Origin of the sequence: Christiangramia sp. 3-2217-3z (assembly GCF_051195275.1) — a bacterium.
GTDB lineage: Bacteria > Bacteroidota > Bacteroidia > Flavobacteriales > Flavobacteriaceae > Christiangramia > Christiangramia marina.
Map to the genome: position 1 here is coordinate 562,064 of NZ_JBNJLI010000001.1, position 15,941 is coordinate 578,004.

At 38.0% G+C, this 15,941-nt stretch carries 17 protein-coding genes; 6 read left to right on the forward strand and 11 right to left on the reverse strand.

Going from position 1 to position 15,941, the window contains the following annotated elements; all coding sequences use genetic code 11:
* Positions 1-5 precede the first annotated feature (5 nt).
* From ACSHZO_RS02715 to ACSHZO_RS02745, 7 genes are all read right to left on the reverse strand, one after another.
* On the reverse strand, positions 6-371 hold the full coding sequence (locus ACSHZO_RS02715) for a diacylglycerol kinase family protein (protein WP_295179255.1): 366 nt from the start codon (positions 369-371) through the stop codon (positions 6-8).
* Positions 371-871 (reverse strand): thiol peroxidase, encoded by a 501-nt coding sequence (gene tpx / locus ACSHZO_RS02720; RefSeq protein ID WP_295179257.1) that lies wholly within the window; start codon positions 869-871, stop codon positions 371-373. Before tpx ends, ACSHZO_RS02715 begins: the two co-directional genes overlap by 1 nt.
* Positions 872-996: 125 nt before the next feature.
* On the reverse strand, positions 997-1,245 hold the full coding sequence (locus tag ACSHZO_RS02725; RefSeq protein ID WP_295179259.1) for a DUF6952 family protein: 249 nt from the start codon (positions 1,243-1,245) through the stop codon (positions 997-999).
* Positions 1,226-1,540, reverse strand: coding sequence for a thioredoxin family protein (locus ACSHZO_RS02730; RefSeq protein WP_298246533.1), 315 nt, complete (start codon positions 1,538-1,540; stop codon positions 1,226-1,228). The genes ACSHZO_RS02725 and ACSHZO_RS02730 overlap by 20 nt, the downstream gene beginning before the upstream one ends.
* 37 nt (positions 1,541-1,577) lie before the next feature.
* Positions 1,578-2,216 carry a peroxiredoxin gene (locus ACSHZO_RS02735; RefSeq protein ID WP_298246534.1) on the reverse strand — a complete coding sequence of 213 codons (639 nt, stop codon included), beginning with the start codon at positions 2,214-2,216 and terminating at the stop codon, positions 1,578-1,580.
* Between the two features lie 203 nt (positions 2,217-2,419).
* On the reverse strand, positions 2,420-3,892 hold the full coding sequence (gene nhaC, locus ACSHZO_RS02740) for a Na+/H+ antiporter NhaC (RefSeq protein WP_298246535.1): 1,473 nt from the start codon (positions 3,890-3,892) through the stop codon (positions 2,420-2,422).
* A 156-nt stretch (positions 3,893-4,048) separates the two neighbouring features.
* Positions 4,049-5,263: an aminotransferase class I/II-fold pyridoxal phosphate-dependent enzyme gene (locus ACSHZO_RS02745; RefSeq protein WP_298246536.1), complete on the reverse strand. Its 1,215-nt coding sequence runs from the start codon at positions 5,261-5,263 to the stop codon at positions 4,049-4,051.
* 179 nt (positions 5,264-5,442) lie between these two features.
* On the opposite strand from ACSHZO_RS02745, the gene ACSHZO_RS02750 reads away from it, so the two are divergent.
* Positions 5,443-5,901 carry an Lrp/AsnC family transcriptional regulator gene (locus tag ACSHZO_RS02750; protein ID WP_298246537.1) on the forward strand — a complete coding sequence of 153 codons (459 nt, stop codon included), beginning with the start codon at positions 5,443-5,445 and terminating at the stop codon, positions 5,899-5,901.
* Between the two features lie 101 nt (positions 5,902-6,002).
* On the forward strand, positions 6,003-7,406 hold the full coding sequence (gene lpdA, locus ACSHZO_RS02755; RefSeq protein WP_298246538.1) for a dihydrolipoyl dehydrogenase: 1,404 nt from the start codon (positions 6,003-6,005) through the stop codon (positions 7,404-7,406).
* A gap of 195 nt (positions 7,407-7,601) precedes the next feature.
* Here lpdA and ACSHZO_RS02760 read toward each other — a convergent pair whose 3' ends face one another.
* Together ACSHZO_RS02760 and ACSHZO_RS02765 are read right to left on the reverse strand one after the other, a co-directional pair.
* The gene (locus tag ACSHZO_RS02760; protein WP_298246539.1) at positions 7,602-8,312 is read right to left on the reverse strand and encodes a LytR/AlgR family response regulator transcription factor; all 711 of its coding nucleotides are present in this window, start codon (positions 8,310-8,312) and stop codon (positions 7,602-7,604) included.
* Positions 8,305-9,381 (reverse strand): sensor histidine kinase, encoded by a 1,077-nt coding sequence (locus ACSHZO_RS02765; protein WP_298246540.1) that lies wholly within the window; start codon positions 9,379-9,381, stop codon positions 8,305-8,307. The genes ACSHZO_RS02760 and ACSHZO_RS02765 overlap by 8 nt, the downstream gene beginning before the upstream one ends.
* A 208-nt stretch (positions 9,382-9,589) precedes the next feature.
* Between ACSHZO_RS02765 and ACSHZO_RS02770 the strand changes: the two genes are divergently transcribed.
* Positions 9,590-10,030 (forward strand): hypothetical protein, encoded by a 441-nt coding sequence (locus ACSHZO_RS02770; RefSeq protein ID WP_298246541.1) that lies wholly within the window; start codon positions 9,590-9,592, stop codon positions 10,028-10,030.
* A gap of 282 nt (positions 10,031-10,312) precedes the next feature.
* On the opposite strand, the gene ACSHZO_RS02775 is transcribed toward ACSHZO_RS02770, so the two are convergent.
* Both ACSHZO_RS02775 and ACSHZO_RS02780 read right to left on the reverse strand, forming a co-directional pair.
* A complete protein-coding gene (locus tag ACSHZO_RS02775) occupies positions 10,313-11,656 on the reverse strand; it encodes a DEAD/DEAH box helicase (RefSeq protein ID WP_298246542.1) in 1,344 nt (447 codons plus the stop codon).
* Between the two features lie 60 nt (positions 11,657-11,716).
* Positions 11,717-12,601, reverse strand: coding sequence for an aldose 1-epimerase family protein (locus ACSHZO_RS02780; RefSeq protein WP_298246543.1), 885 nt, complete (start codon positions 12,599-12,601; stop codon positions 11,717-11,719).
* An 84-nt stretch (positions 12,602-12,685) separates the two neighbouring features.
* On the opposite strand from ACSHZO_RS02780, the gene ACSHZO_RS02785 reads away from it, so the two are divergent.
* From ACSHZO_RS02785 to tilS, 3 genes are read left to right on the forward strand one after another with little or no spacing between them, the layout of a single operon-like run.
* Positions 12,686-13,222: an NADPH-dependent FMN reductase gene (locus ACSHZO_RS02785; RefSeq protein ID WP_298246544.1), complete on the forward strand. Its 537-nt coding sequence runs from the start codon at positions 12,686-12,688 to the stop codon at positions 13,220-13,222.
* Positions 13,223-14,515 carry an aminodeoxychorismate synthase component I gene (gene pabB, locus ACSHZO_RS02790; protein ID WP_298246545.1) on the forward strand — a complete coding sequence of 431 codons (1,293 nt, stop codon included), beginning with the start codon at positions 13,223-13,225 and terminating at the stop codon, positions 14,513-14,515.
* Between the two features lie 42 nt (positions 14,516-14,557).
* Entirely contained in the window at positions 14,558-15,871 is a 1,314-nt protein-coding gene (gene tilS / locus ACSHZO_RS02795; RefSeq protein ID WP_298246546.1) for a tRNA lysidine(34) synthetase TilS, read from the forward strand.
* Positions 15,872-15,941 lie beyond the last annotated feature (70 nt).

The following is a 15,941-nucleotide window of genomic DNA, read 5'->3' on the forward strand; positions in this document are numbered from 1 at the left end:
GGGTATTAACTGGTTAAATAAGGAATATAGATAAATCCCGCGATGACGATCGCGATTATTGCAGCGATAAACACAGCACCTGCAGCAATGTCTTTAATATGCCCGATCTTATTATGAAAGTCGGGATGTACAAAGTCTGCCATTGCTTCTATGGCTGAATTCAATCCTTCTGCAGACATGACCATTCCAATTGCTACGAATTGAAACATCCATTCTGTTCTGGTAATATCAAAATACCAACCCGCAATGCAAACCAAAATCGAAATGACAAATTGCACCTGTATGCTGGCTTCATGGCTAAGCAGCAGTAGTGCACCTTTTAAGGCGTATCCTCCTCCTCTGATTCTCTTTCCGAGGAAAGTGTTTTTCATTATAACAGTGTTTTCAGCGCAGCAAGATAGTCTGGTTCATCCTCGATTTGAGGTACTTGCTGGGAATGTATCACTTTAGCATCTTCATCAAGAACCACTACTGCACGAGATAATAAACCTTCAAAGGGTCCGTCAAGAATTTCAACACCATAGTCTTTACCAAAATTTCTATCTCGAAAATCTGATAAATTTACGACCTGGTTCAATTCCTCATCGCTTACAAATCTTTGTTGAGCAAAAGGCAGATCCCTGGAAATACAAAGTATTACGGTATCTTTTAATTCTGAAGCTCTCTTGTTGAAGTTGCGAACTGAAGTCGCGCAAACTCCGGTATCAATACTTGGAAAGATATTGAGAATAACTCGCTTTCCTTTAAAATCATCCAGGGTTCCAATCGAAAGATCAGATTTAATTAATTCAAAATGAGGAGCTTTCTCATCTAGTGCTGGAAGTGAGCCGTATGTAGTTACAGTTTCTCCACCAAGTTCAATCTTTGCCATTTCTATTCATATATTAGATTGCTAAATTTATAGGATTGTGTTTCGGTTATTACTAAAATTATCATAAAACAACAAAGGCTGTTTCACAATGAAACAGCCTTTGCTATCTGGTTTATCAAAAAGGATTATTTGTCTATAGACCCTAAAACTTTCTTGACAAAATTATTAGCAGCATCCCTTTCAGGAGTACCGTCTTCTATCATTTTATGCACTTCTACAGCACCACAAAGATTTGTAAGTAATTCACCAATCACGTCCATTTCTTCTTCAGAAACTGAACGGTGTTCGGTAAAGCTTTCGAGTACATCAATCGTACTTTCAAGTTTGTTTACATCGTTGTTTCGCTGTAAATGCTTAATTACTGGTAACTTCATCTACTAAGTTTTTTAATTGGTCAAACTTATTCGTTTGAACCTGATTCTTAAAACTTCCATTTTTAAAGGTTGCAAATGTTGGAAGGTTATCCACTTTCGCCAGTTTTCTCGATTCCGGATACTTTTCAGCATCAACAAGAATAAACTGTGCATTTTCATGCTCTGCAGATAACTTCTTGAATTTTGGCTTCATTAAACGACAGTTTCCACACCATCCCGCCATGTACTGTACTACTACAGTATCATTAGCATTTACAATTTCATTTAAGTTATCCTGATCTAATTCCTTAATCATAGCAATTTTTTTAATGTTATTAATTCAGGGATACTTCTTAGTTAAGGCTTAAGTATGAAGCTACACCTTCGCGGTTTGCATTCATTCCTTCTTTACCTTCTTCCCAGTTTGCTGGACAAACCTCACCTTTTTCCTGTACATGCGTGTAAGCATCGATCAATCTCAAGAACTCATTTACGTTTCTTCCAAGTGGCATGTGGTTTACACCTTCGTGGAAAATTGTTCCTTCTTCATCAATAAGGTAAGTTGCTCGGTAAGTTACGTTATCACCTTCAAGAGTTACAGCTCCTGTTTCATCATCATAAGTTTCGCTCATGATGTCAAGAATGTCAAGACTTGAACTTAAGTTACGGTTACTGTCAGCAAGAATTGGGTAGGTTACACCTTCAATTCCGCCATTATCCTTAGGAGTGTTCAACCATGCGAAATGAACTTCAGGAGTATCACAAGATGCTCCAACTACCATTACGTTTCTCTTTTCGAACTCAGCCATTGCATTTTGAAATGCATGTAGCTCTGTAGGACATACGAACGTAAAGTCTTTTGGGTACCAGAATAAAAGAACCTTCTTATTATTCTTCTGAGCCTCCTCCAAAATGTTTAATTTGAAAGTATCACCCATTTCGTTCATTGCGTCTACACTAAGATTTGGAAATTTTTTTCCTACTAAAGCCATATTGTTAAATTTTTTTAAAATTAAAAATGTTCTTTTTCTACGCTGCAAAAGTATAATCTTCACTGCGTTTCCAAGACTTTTTAAATTTTATGATTTTATCACACAATAGAGTCTGTCTATGCATTGTAAAATCAATGATAGCGACACTCTATAACCATCAAATACTCAGAAATTTAGCAGTTATTCTAAGGTTTTGACAATGATTATTTGGTAGAAATTTTTCTAATTTTTAGTCCGATGGCAGCGAAAAGAAGGGTCATAAATGGACTCAAATAATTGAAGAAAGCGTAACCAGCATAGGAAAGTACAGGAACACCCAGAACTCCACTATGATAAGCTCCACAGGTATTCCATGGAATAAGTACAGAAGTCACTGTTCCCGAATCTTCAAGACTACGACTAAGGTTTTCTGGTGCAAGACCTTTATCCTTATAAGCTTTTGCAAACATTTTTCCCGGTACTACAATAGCCAGGTATTGGTCTGAAGCGGTTACGTTCAAGGCAAGACAACTAAATACAGTACTTGCAAACAATCCGAAGGTGGTATGGAATAGATTCAGAAGGGCTTTACTGATTCTGGATAAGGCTCCAATTGCTTCCATAATTCCGCCAAATACCATGGCACAAATGATCAACCAGATAGTTCCTAGCATTCCCTGCATTCCGCTGGAAGCAAACAGGTCATTAAGAGTTTCAGAATCGGTTTCTACCGCGGTGTCTACCGTGATGGCATTCATGAGTCCTTTATATCCACTAATAAAATTAAGTTCATTCATTCCACTTACTGCCAGTACAATGCCTGGTTGTACAATAAGTGCGGCAACCGCTCCGGCTAGAGTTCCAACTAATAATGCGATAAGCGGAGAGGTTTTCTTGACGATAAGAATGATTACGATGACAGGAACTACAAAGAGCCAGGGCGTTATCGTAAAACTCTTTTCTATGGAAGCCAGGATCGTAGAAGTATCTGTAGTTCCACTCGTGTCCAGGTTAAGTCCAATTATGATAAAGGCGATTAGAGTTATGGTAATTGTAGGCACGGTGGTTAATGCCATATATTTTATATGTGTAAAAAGATCTGTTCCCGCCATAGCCGGAGCAAGATTTGTAGTATCACTTAAAGGAGACATTTTATCCCCAAAATAGGCTCCAGAAAGAATTGCACCCGCCGTCATGCCCAATCCAATTCCCAGCGCATCAGCGATCCCGATGAGGGCAATACCAACGGTAGCTGAAGTTGTCCAGCTACTTCCTGTAGCCACAGAGATCACAGAACAGATAACAACACAGGCAGCCAGAAATATTGTGGGATTTAGAATTAATAGTCCGTAATAGATCATAGTAGGGATAATTCCACTAATAAGCCAGGTTCCTGCGAGAGCTCCTACCATCAATAAAATAAGAATCGCTCCGGAAGTGCTTTGAATATTGCCGGCAACTTCATCAACCATGGTATCAAACTTTACTTTATTGAAGTAACCAACGATCGCGGCAACGGCTCCTCCAAGTAATAGAATGAACTGATTAGAACCTCCAAGAGCATCATCACCGAAAACGAAAACATTGAAAGCTAACATAGCAACAAGAATAAGTACCGGAATTAATGCTTCCCAGATACTTAATTCCTTATTCTCAATTACAGGTTCATTTTCAGGATTTGCAGCAGAGTTTTCCATTCAGGAGATTCTATTTTTAAGGCATAAATAAAGCCTTAGGGTATTCTGAAAATCGTCAGATCTACCTTAAGGCTTGGAAATTTATAACCGGTCGTTAATGTTGTTCATATTTTTATGAACGTAATTTTACGACATTCGGCTTAATCCTGCAAAATTTTAGACCATTTCAGCACTTAGAATACCTACTTCTTCCATACAATCTTTCATCATTTCATAAGTTCTTGCAATATCATTATCCAACCCTATGGAAAATCGAATTAAACCATCACTTAATCCCATTTCTTTCTGCTCTTCTTCAGGAATTTCCGAAGAGGTTGAAGTTCCGGGCGCGCTGAACAGGGTTTTGTAAAATCCTAAACTTACAGCCAGATAGCCCAGATTTCTTTCCTGCATAAGTTCCATCAATTCATTTGCTTTATCCAGTGAACCAACATCGAGGGTCAGCATCCCGCCAAACCCATAAGATTCGTTCATCATGGTTTTGAAAGTTTCATGTCCTGGATGGGATTCCAATCCCGGATAGACTGTTTTCAACCCATCCTCCTGAAATTTATGAGCCAGGAACATTGCGTTGTGACTATGTTGCTTCATGCGAATATGTAGGGTTCGTAAATTTTTCAGAATAGAGGCAGCACGCAGACTATCCATAGTTGGACCCAGTAGCATAGCTGCGCCATCATTTACATTTCTAAGGTCGTTAATAAATTCCGTAGTGCCACATACAACTCCGCCAACAGTATCACTGCTACCGTTGATAAATTTCGTTAAACTATGAATCACCACATCTGCACCAAGTTTAATCGGACTAATAGAAAGTGGTGAAAATGTATTGTCTACTACCAGTTTTGAATTAGAAGCTTTAGAGATTTTAGCCAGGGCTTCTAGATCTGCGATTTCAAGTAATGGATTGCTCACACTCTCGCAGTAGATCACTTTTGTATTCTTCTGAAGGGCATTCTGCACCAATTCAGGTTTAGTGATATCTACAAATGTGGTTTCAATGCCAAATTTTGGTGCGAAATTTTTCAGAAATGCATAAGTGCCGCCATAAACGGTTCTGCTACAAACAATATGGTCACCGGCATTGCAAAGCTGCATAAGAACCGATGTGATCGCACCCATCCCGGAAGCAGAGACATTAGCAGATTCTGTTCCTTCCATTGCTGCGAGTGCTTCGCCCAAATAAAGATTGGATGGGGAGGAATGCCGGGAATATAAGTAACAACCTTCGGCATTACCTTCAAAGGTATCGAACATGGTTTTGGCTGAAAGAAAAGTGTAAGTTGAAGAATCTGATATCGAAGGGTTCACACCTCCAAATTCTCCAAAATATTGTAAGTCCTGAATGTGATCTGCTGGTTTGTATTTCATGATTTCTGAATTTAAATATTCAAATTTCTGGTAAAACCGACTTAAGAACAAGTAATATAGGTATGAGTAGAATATAAAACTACGAGGTGGTAGTATTATAGATTAAATAACTAATTTTATAGTCTGCAAATAATTTTAACCGAAAAATTTTAAGTTCAGACACCCAAAAAAATAGGCGTATGAAAATTGATGAGCTGGATAAAAGAATTTTAAAGCATCTTCAAGAGGATAGCAAAAAGACGAATAAGGAGATTGCGAATGACCTGAAACTTTCAGTTACTGCGATTTACGAACGTATTAAAAAGCTGGAACGCGATGGAATCATTGCGAAATATGTTGCATTGGTGAACCCGGAAAGTGTCGGCAAAGGTTTTATGGTTCTTTGCCAGATCAAACTTATTCAGCACAAAAAAGAAATACTTACAAAATTCGAAAAGGATATCACCAGTCTGCCCGAAGTTATCGAATGTTTACATGTGAGCGGAGACTATGATTATATATTGAAAGTTCTGGTAAGAGACATGGATGAATATCGTGAATTTATGGTAGCTAAGCTTACCAGCCTAGATCATATTGGGAGTACAAAAAGTGTCTTTACGATCAACAAAGTGAAGCAAAGCACGATCATTAATCTGTAATTCTTAAAATTTTGTCAGGACTCTCAGGTGCATTGGTCATTGTAGAGAATAGTCGTACTTTTGTAATCAATTTGTTCAAAAATTAGTAAAAACATACAATTATGAGTACATATGATGTTGCAGTTATAGGATCGGGACCAGGTGGATACGTTGCTGCGATTCGCTGCGCACAACTTGGGATGAAAACTGCGATCATAGAGAAATATTCCACACTTGGTGGGACCTGTTTAAACGTAGGTTGTATTCCAAGTAAAGCTCTACTTGATTCCTCACACCATTTTGAGGATGCGATCAAACATTTTGAAGACCATGGTATCGAAATTCCGGGAGAGGTAAAGCTTAACCTGGAAAAAATGATGGATAGAAAATCATCTGTTGTTCAGCAAACCTGTGACGGAGTGAAATTCCTTATGGATAAGAACAAGATCGATGTTTATGAAGGAGTAGGTTCTTTTGAAGATAAGACTCACATCAAGATCGAGGGAGAAGGAGATACCAAAACTATAGAAGCAAAAAAAATTATTATTGCTACAGGTTCTAAACCGGCAAGTCTTCCTTTTATTGAACTGGATAAGGAAAGAGTGATCACTTCTACCGAAGCACTTAAACTTAAAGAGGTTCCTAAACACATGATCGTAATTGGTGGTGGTGTGATTGGGCTGGAATTGGGGCAGGTTTATCGTCGCCTGGGAGCTGAAGTAACGGTTGTTGAATATTTGGATCGTATCATTCCTACTATGGATAGCGCACTTTCCAAAGAGCTGCAGAAAGTTTTAAAGAAGCAGGGAATCAAATTCCATGTTAGTACCAAAGTGAAGTCTGTTGAAAGAAACGGTGACGAGATCACGATAAAAGCAGATGATAAAAAAGATAAGGAAATCGAGATAAAAGGAGATTACTGCCTTGTTTCTGTAGGAAGAAAACCTTTTACAAATGGTTTGAACGCAGATGCTGCAGGAGTTGAACTTGATGATAAAGGTAGAGTTAAGGTAAACGAGCATTTGCAAACCAATGTAGATAATATCTATGCAATTGGAGATGTGGTGCGAGGTGCCATGCTTGCTCATAAAGCTGAAGAAGAAGGAACGATGGTTGCCGAATTGATCGCGGGTCAAAAACCTCATATCGATTATAACCTGATTCCGGGAGTAGTCTACACCTGGCCTGAAGTTGCTTCAGTAGGAAAAACTGAAGAGCAATTAAAGGAAATGGGAGTGAAGTACAAGGAAGGTAAATTTCCTATGCGAGCATTAGGACGTTCAAGAGCCAGTGGAGACATTGACGGGCTTATAAAGATCCTTGCCGATGAAAAGACCGATGAGGTTCTTGGAGTGCACATGATTGGTGCAAGAACTGCAGATCTTATTGCTGAAGCGGTAACTGCTATGGAATTCAGAGCTTCTGCGGAAGATATAGCGAGAATGAGCCATGCTCACCCGACCTATGCTGAAGCTGTTAAGGAAGCCGCTCTTGCCGCTACTGAAAACAGAGCTTTGCATATCTAGAGTAAGATAAATTACGGTATATTTTTAAGCCCGTACGTTATGATGTCCGGGCTTTATTTTTTTAAATCATTAATCTTTAATCCAATGATTGTTCCCGATATTGAAATTAAGCCTACTATTGAAGGCTTTAGGAAAGGTGAAGATGAATTGCTTAATAAATCAATCGATATAATTGAAGATTCTAAAAAATTGTAACTAAGAGAATTTTTTCATTTCTCTTTGTAGATTCTCCTTATAAGTCCGACTAATTGGTAACGACTTATTCTCTATAACCAATTCTTCATGAGAATACGATTCAATTTTACTGATGTTAATAATATATGATCTATGAATTCTTAGAAAATTAGCATCTGGAAGTTTCTCTTCAATGGAGGAAATTGTCTCTCTGGTAACTTTCGTGCCTTCGGTGGTTTCTATTTTCAGGTAATCGCTCAAACTTTCTATCCATAAGATCTTCTGAAAATCTATTTTATGCATTTTCCGGTCGATCTTAACAAAAAAGAACTCATTGGAAGAAGCAGGCAGATTTTCGTTTGTTTGAAAAGAATAGAGGTGCCTGAAATTATTAACTGCATCAAGAAATCTTTCGAAGGAAATAGGTTTAAGTAAATAATCTGCTGCGTGAAGATCAAATCCCTCGATCGCAAATTCTCTGTAAGCGGTGGTGAAAATGATCTTGATATCTTTATTAATAGATTTTGCAAATGCGATCCCTGTAATTCCAGGCATGTTGATATCCAGAAATATCAAGTCAATTTTGTTCGAACTAATACAATTAAATGCTTCTATAGCATTCCGGCAAGCCAGTACGATCTCCAGGAAATCTATCTTTGAAATATGATTTTTCAGAATGTCCAGGGCAACAGGTTCATCATCTACTATCAAACAGCGAATGTTATCAGGCATAAACAGTATTTTTGGAAAATTTCAGCATCAATCTTACATAATAATGATCTGGTCTGGTCTCAATATCAAGTTGATAATTATTCTCATATAGCAGATCAAGTCTTCGTTTAATATTTTCAAGACCAATACCATCTTCTGAATGTTCTGCTGAGAGCTGAGCTTTTGAATTTTCTATCAAAAACATTAATTGGTCATTCTTTACTTTTATTTTAATGCTGATTTCCAATTTTCCATCGGCGCCACGACCATGCTTGAAACAATTTTCTACAAAAGGCAATAATAACATGGGCGCAATCTGAATTTCTTCTATGAATTCCTCGATTTCAAAATCAACGATGAGGAGCTCCTGAAAGCGTTTTTTTTCCAGATCAATATAGTTAGTGATATGTTTTATTTCATCCTTCAGCGAGACCACTGGCTTTTTGGTTTGGTAAAGAATATAATCCAGTAAATCTGATAGTTGCAGGATCATTTCTGACGTAGTATGATGATTGGCTAAACTCAATCCGTAAATAGTATTTAGCGAATTAAAGAGAAAATGAGGATGAATCTGCATCTTCAGATATTTAAGCTCCTGTTCTTTTAATTTCAACTGCGCTTCCAGGATCCTGTTCTTCAATTCTTCATTCTTAGATGCAGTAGAATAATTATACTTCAGCAGACTAAATGCAGAAGCAAGCGCCACTACCAGATAGACGCTAATCATGATATAAATAAGGCTTTTTGTAATAGGAAAACTTCCCTGATATTCATAACCGGAAGTCAGCACCTTGGCGTAAAAAGCCGAAGTTGTGATATAGCAGGCTGAAATTACAAGTGCAGCTAAGCTATATAGACCAAATTGCAAATACTTTTTCGGAATAAGATATCGAGGAATGATCCTGTAAATAAATGTATAGGTGGTCAAAATGGTGACAGGAAGAAAAAAAGATGAAAAGTTCATTACCTGCCTGAATTCTGAATCTTCAAACCCAAAAAAGAAGGTGAAATAAAGCAAGACCACGAGCCAGAAAAGGCTGTGTAGTAGAAATTTCCTTCCCATTCCCAGGATGATCGAACTTAGTTTCATTAGTGAATAAAAATGAGACTTAATTTCGGTTAATAAAAATTATTGCGACGAATTACTATTTTAAGGAGCTGGATAACATCGCTTTCAGAATAGAACTGGAAAAATTCGGTAAATGGTAGAATCGGCTCAAAAACACGTAACTGGTCTCAATTCTATATTTTAAAACTAACTTCCTCCTAAGTTTGCTATCATTAACTAATAAAACTAAATGATGATTTTACTAAGTAGTATTCTTTTTCAAAACCCGGGTTTCTTTCAGCAGCTTGGGGATCGAATTAATGAAGGTGGACCACTGGCTATGAGTCTCATCTTAATTTCATTCTTTATTATAATATTCCTGGTCGTTCGGGCAGCAATCAATGTATCCGCAGTTGGGCATAAATTCCGAAAGAACATTTCTCTTATTAATCAATTGGCATTGATCGCATTGGTAGTCGGACTGTTTACGCAATTTATAGGCCTGATACAGATCTTTGATGCATTTGAGTCTCTTGATAACGTGAACCCGGCAATGTTTGTAGCAGGGCTTAAAGTGAGTTTGCTAGCTCCATTATTCGGTGGATTTACCTTCCTGTTTGGTAGGATCTCCAGTTTTATTCTCAACTGGATTCGTAAATCTGATCTTGATGCGAATTCAGCCAAGGCTTAGGTACACCAATTCATCTTTTTCATCATTCAAATTACGAACGCCAAAAATCCATGATACATAAGTTGAATTATTCACTTAATTAATTTTTCATTTTCGTAGAGAAACATTCACTACATTTAACCGTTAATTCTAATTTTAGAAATCATGGCGAAAGAAAAATCACCTTCAAAGAATTCAGCTAAGAAAGAACCTGTGCTGAGTTTAAAAGAAAAGAGAGCAGCCAAGGCAGCAAAGAAGAAAAACAGATCATAAACATAAAGGAGCGCAAATGCGCTCCTTTTTTTATTTTTTCCATCTCCGGTTGGCGTTCTTGTCACCACGGGTTTTAGGTTTCTTATATTTCTTGGCAATTTCCCGGCGATAACTACCTCCAAGATTTACCTTTTTATTCTTGTCCTTTTTCTCGTGAAAGGCCGGTCCTGCTTCCTGATCATCTGAATGCGGATTATAGATTTCTATAGATCTTGGCTTCTCTTCCTCGATCAATTCCGTAGAAATTTCAACGGCTTCCGGTATCGAATGTTCCAGAATTTGCATATCCATCAGAGTTTCGATCTTTTCGTAATTTTCGGCTTCAGCTTCGGTCTTAAAAATAATCGCAACACCTTTCTTTTCTGCCCGACCGGTACGACCAATACGGTGCATATAGTTTTCAGGATAATGCGGAGTATCAAGGTTGATCACATGTGATACATTCTCGATATCCAGTCCACGAGCCATCACATCTGTAGAGATCATGATACGCGTACGACCTTCAGCAAATTCCTGCAGACTGTTAAGTCGGTAATTCTGACTTTTCCCTGTATGAACCATGCTTACCTGATGCCTGAATTCGGCATTAAGAATATCGTATAGTTTGTCAGCAAAACGCTTGTCGGTCGTGAAAATAAGCACTTTTCGGTATTCATCATCATCTGTGAACAGCTCTTTAAAAAGATTTGCCTTCGTATTGAAGTTAGGAACTTTATAAGCTCGCTGCTCTATATTTTCAAGAGGTGTACCACTTACGGCAACCGATATTTTCTCGGGAGTTTTGAAATTTGCGTCGATCATCGCTTCCACGGTTTCGGTCATAGTTGCCGAAAACATAATACTTTGCCTGTTCTGTGGAAGCAATTCGAGGATATTATTCACCTGGAACTTGAATCCAAGATCTAGCATCACATCCACTTCATCGATCACGAATTTCTGAATGGATTTTAACTGAACAGCTCTGCGCAGCACCAGATCATACAATCGTCGTGGGGTTGCTACCAGGATGTCCTGTCCCTGCATTAAATCCTGGTGTTGCGTATTTATGTTCACGCCACCATAGATTCCTGAAATTCGTACATTAATATACTTTGCGATCTTTTTTATTTCCTCAACAACCTGAACAACAAGTTCACGGGTTGGAACAAGAATCAAGATCCTGGGATTTTTTTGTTCCGAATATTTGAGCATTCTTAAAAGTGGAAGCAAATAGGCAAAGGTCTTACCAGTTCCCGTTTGCGCGATCCCAACAACATCCCGTCCAGACGTGATCGATGAAAACGCCTGTTCCTGGATTGGAGTAGGTGTCTGGAAATTAAGATCTTCCAGTGCATTACGCAGTGGAGTGTTTAGGTTTAGATCCTGAAAGCTCAAAGTATAAGTTTTTATTTTTGCAAAGGTACTGCTTAACGTGCTAACCTGCACATTTATATACTAGTAAATGCTAATCTGGTAACTAGCCTTAAAATCATCATTCGCATTCAGCACTTCATTCCCAGCTTTTTCCTTGAAATTTTTACTAGAATCTGCAAGATCTGTATAGCCAAGCCATGGTTCGATACAAACGTAGGATGCGTTTGGTTTTGCCCAGATTCCAAGGTCTTTAAAATCTTCAAATTCAACTCCTAAAATAGCACCTTCAGTTTTGCTATGTAGCTCTACTTTTTTTGATGTAATACTTCGGAAGATCAATGCGTCCTTGTCGAAAAGATCTGATCTAAGTTGCAGGTTTTGCTCATTTTTAAGTATCACTTCCTCTTTCTCACCAAGTAAGCCGTTTTCATCAAGGATCTCCGTCGTAAGGTTTAGTTTCTGGTCAAACTGAAGAGAATAATCTTCAGTTTTTTCACCTTCAGAATAGAGAATATTGAAAGCTGGATGACCTCCAAGTGAAAAATATAAAGGCTTTTCATCAAGATTAACAATATGATGCTTTACTTCCAATTGCTTATTCTTCAGAATAAAATAGATCCTGAAGGAAAATTTGAATGGATACATCTTCAAGGTTTCTTGAGAATAAAGAAGTTCAAAAACAAGCTGATCTTCAGTTCTCTCTTTTAGTCTTATCTGATCGTTATGCCGAATGATTCCATGTTTTGGTAGACTATAAGTTGCGCCTTCAAATTTATATTCCCCATCTTTCAGCATTCCAATGATTGGAAAAAGATTAGGCGCATGACTTCCCCAAACATCTGGATTTGCCTGCCAGATATGTTCTCTTCCAGATTTTTTATTCAGAATACTGCAAAGCTCGGCGCCAGTTTCCAGAACTCCGATCTTTAGATGTTCATTCTCTATATAATGAGTGGTCCTCTCCATAATTTTTATTTCAGTTACTCTCTTACCAGATTTTTGAAACGAAAAGCTAAGATAAATTTTCAGTAATTTTAGAGAAAATCAAACATGAAAAAGATTCTCGCATTTGCCGGTTCTAACAGTAGTACTTCCATAAATCAAAGACTCCTGGATCATATCACAGGACGTATCCAGGGACATGAGATCAAAATGCTCCAATTAACCAATTTTCCTTTCCCAGTTTATGATGAGGATATCGAAAAGGAATCGGGAATTCCAATGAACGCAAAGATCATTCACAACTATATTCTAGATCACGATGCCTTGATCATTGCGGTGAATGAGCACAATGGGACTGCTTCTGCATTTTTTAAGAATATCATTGACTGGTTATCCCGGAATCAAAAAAACTTTCTTGAAGGAAAAAAGATCCTTTTGGTAAGTACTTCTCCGGGTAAACGCGGAGCCAAAAGTTCCCTGGATTATTGCCGTGATATCTTCGGAAGATTTGGCGGTGATGTCATCGAAAGCTTTAGTTTTCCATCTTTCCAGGATAATTTTGAAGATGCTAAGGTGACAAACGAAGTGCTGGATATGGGAATTGAAGATGTGCTTACTACCTTTGCCCATCAAATCGAAGCTTAATTGAGAACAAAAAGATCTTTTGCCGTACAGGATATGTCAGATTTCAAAAAGAAATTACTCACCTGGGGAAGCAGTTTTCCGGATATCGTATGGCTGGATAGTAATCTGGATTCTTCGGAAAATACCGAATTTGAAGCAGTACTTGCTGTAGAAGCTTTTACCGCTATCAAAACCGATCACCAAAACGCCTTCGATAAACTGAAGGAATATCAGCAAGCTACCAAAGATTGGATCTTTGGTTATTTAAGCTACGACCTAAAAAATGACGTAGAGCGATTAAAATCTTCTAATTACGACGGACTTCATTTTCCAGATCTTTACTTTTTTCAGCCTCAAAAACTGGTATTTTTAAAAGATAACATAGCCGATTTCATTTACCTGAGAATGGTAGATGACGAAATTGAAACTGATTTTGAAGAGATTCAGAATCTTAAGCTTAAAACTGAAATTTCTGTAGAGAAAATAGAAATACAATCCAGAATTAGTAAGGAGGAGTATCTTGAAAAGGTAGGAGCAATGCTTGAGCATATTCATCGTGGGGATATTTATGAAGCGAACTTGTGCCAGGAATTCTTCAGTGAAAATGTGGATCTGGATGCATTTTCTATCTACCAAAGTCTTAATGAGATCTCAAAACCTCCTTTTGCTGCATTCCTGAGACTCGAAAACATCAATCTTGTTTCGGCTTCCCCGGAGCGTTATCTACGTAAAAAAGGTGAACAATTGCTTACCCAGCCCATTAAAGGCACAGCGAGAAGATCTTCCAATCCTGAGGAGGATAAGGAAATTGCTCTTAATCTGGCCAGGGATCCAAAGGAAATGTCAGAAAACGTAATGATTGTGGATCTTGTTAGGAATGATCTTTCCAGGATCGCTGAAAAAGGTTCAGTAAAAGTGGATGAACTATGCAAAGTGTATTCTTTTAAACAGGTACACCAGCTGATTTCTTCAGTCACTGCTACGATCGCCAGAGGCATTGAGCCAGTAGAGGCACTACGAACGAGTTTCCCCATGGGAAGTATGACCGGAGCACCCAAGATTTCAGCAATGAAGATCATAGAAAAGCTGGAAAGTACTAAACGCGGACTCTATAGCGGCGCTGTGGGCTATTTCTCTCCAGAAGGTAATTTCGATTTTAACGTGGTAATTCGTAGTATTCTTTATAATTCTACGAATAAGTATCTGTCATTTTCTGTAGGAGGAGCTATTACTGCCAAATCGAATCCCGAAAAAGAATATGAAGAATGTCTGTTGAAATCCAGGGCATTGCGTGAAGTTCTGGAGAATCTTTAAGCTGCTTTTTATTAAATTCAGGCTTTGTATATTTGATTAGATATGGAAAAAGCCTTCAAAAAGATCATCAAAGAGGAATACCCTTTTCTTTGCACCAATAAATTGTTGATCGCCGTAAGTGGTGGTGTGGATAGTGTTGTTCTAGCGCATCTATGTAAGTTGTCAAAAATGGAATTTTCCATAGCACATTGTAATTTCAATCTTAGAGGAGAAGAAAATGATGCAGATGAAGCCTTTGTAAAAGAGCTTGCAGAAAATATGGAAGTCCCATTTTTCACTCAGAGTTTTAATACGCTGAAGTTTGCTGAAAATGCTGGTATTTCTATTCAAATGGCTGCCCGGGAATTACGTTACAACTGGTTTGAGGAACTTTCAAATTCCATGGAGTTTGATTATACTTTAACAGCACATCATGCGAATGATAATCTTGAAACTTTTTTGATCAATCTTATTCGTGGTACCGGCCCGGAAGGTCTGCAGGGAATTAAAGATAAACATCATCAACTCATAAGACCACTAATCAATTTTTCCAGGTCTGCAATCGAAGAATATGCCAATAGTAAAAGTTTAAAATGGCGCGAAGATTCCAGTAATGCTTCAGATAAATATATGAGAAACCGTATAAGACATCATATGGTGCCACTTATGCAGGAGCTTAATCCACAATTACTTGAAACTTTTGCGAAAACTCAGCAACATTTGAACGAAAGCATGGAATTGGTAGAGGATTATATGAGTCTGCTTTATCCAAAGATCATCAGTAGGGACGTGTTTGGTTACGCCCTGGATATTGCCTTCTTAAAGAAAGTGCCTAATTCGAAACAGGTACTTTACCAATTGCTCAAATCCTTTGGATTTACTGAATGGAACGATGTTCATGACCTTATGGACGCGCAGACTGGTAAAATGGTGCTTTCAGATACCCACAGGCTTATTAAGGATAGGAATAGGTTATTGCTTACTGAGATTCAGGATGAGTCGGTCAATAAGGAATATCAACTTGAAAAAGGGGAGGAGTTTGTTATGATCCCTGAATTTGGAACTCTGCATTTGACCGAAGTTGAAAAATTTGACAAGGCCGCAACCCACAGTATTTTTGTGCCCATTCGAAAACTTAAATTTCCTTTGCTGATCAGGAAATGGAAAGAGGGTGACTTTTTTGTTCCCTTCGGAATGAAAGGAAAAAAGAAGCTGAGTGATTATTTTAAAGATGAAAAATTCAGTTTACCACAAAAGGAGCAAACCTGGCTACTGTTTTCCGGAGAAGATCTTGTCTGGATCATCAACCAACGTGCAGATAATCGCTTTTCCGTAGAAAAAGGAGATCGGGAAATCCTTAAAATCAGCTTCAGCTAAGAGAATTGACATATTTAATATGTGCAAACTCTTGTTTTTCCTGAATTCCTTCAGGAATACTTACCTAATT

Bases quoted from the DNA above. Each gene is read 5' to 3' on its own strand.
- tilS (WP_298246546.1), top strand. From the start codon at position 14,558: ATGGAAAAAGCCTTCAAAAAGATCATCAAAGAGGAATACCCTTTTCTT.
- tpx (WP_295179257.1), bottom strand. From the start codon at position 871: ATGGCAAAGATTGAACTTGGTGGAGAAACTGTAACTACATACGGCTCA.
- ACSHZO_RS02715 (WP_295179255.1), bottom strand. From the start codon at position 371: ATGAAAAACACTTTCCTCGGAAAGAGAATCAGAGGAGGAGGATACGCC.
- ACSHZO_RS02765 (WP_298246540.1), bottom strand. From the start codon at position 9,381: ATGAAACTAAGTTCGATCATCCTGGGAATGGGAAGGAAATTTCTACTA.
- ACSHZO_RS02730 (WP_298246533.1), bottom strand. From the start codon at position 1,540: ATGATTAAGGAATTAGATCAGGATAACTTAAATGAAATTGTAAATGCT.
- ACSHZO_RS02780 (WP_298246543.1), bottom strand. From the start codon at position 12,601: ATGGAGAGGACCACTCATTATATAGAGAATGAACATCTAAAGATCGGA.
- ACSHZO_RS02745 (WP_298246536.1), bottom strand. From the start codon at position 5,263: ATGAAATACAAACCAGCAGATCACATTCAGGACTTACAATATTTTGGA.
- ACSHZO_RS02750 (WP_298246537.1), top strand. From the start codon at position 5,443: ATGAAAATTGATGAGCTGGATAAAAGAATTTTAAAGCATCTTCAAGAG.
- lpdA (WP_298246538.1), top strand. From the start codon at position 6,003: ATGAGTACATATGATGTTGCAGTTATAGGATCGGGACCAGGTGGATAC.
- ACSHZO_RS02725 (WP_295179259.1), bottom strand. From the start codon at position 1,245: ATGAAGTTACCAGTAATTAAGCATTTACAGCGAAACAACGATGTAAAC.
- ACSHZO_RS02770 (WP_298246541.1), top strand. From the start codon at position 9,590: ATGATGATTTTACTAAGTAGTATTCTTTTTCAAAACCCGGGTTTCTTT.
- nhaC (WP_298246535.1), bottom strand. From the start codon at position 3,892: ATGGAAAACTCTGCTGCAAATCCTGAAAATGAACCTGTAATTGAGAAT.
- ACSHZO_RS02735 (WP_298246534.1), bottom strand. From the start codon at position 2,216: ATGGCTTTAGTAGGAAAAAAATTTCCAAATCTTAGTGTAGACGCAATG.
- ACSHZO_RS02760 (WP_298246539.1), bottom strand. From the start codon at position 8,312: ATGCCTGATAACATTCGCTGTTTGATAGTAGATGATGAACCTGTTGCC.
- ACSHZO_RS02785 (WP_298246544.1), top strand. From the start codon at position 12,686: ATGAAAAAGATTCTCGCATTTGCCGGTTCTAACAGTAGTACTTCCATA.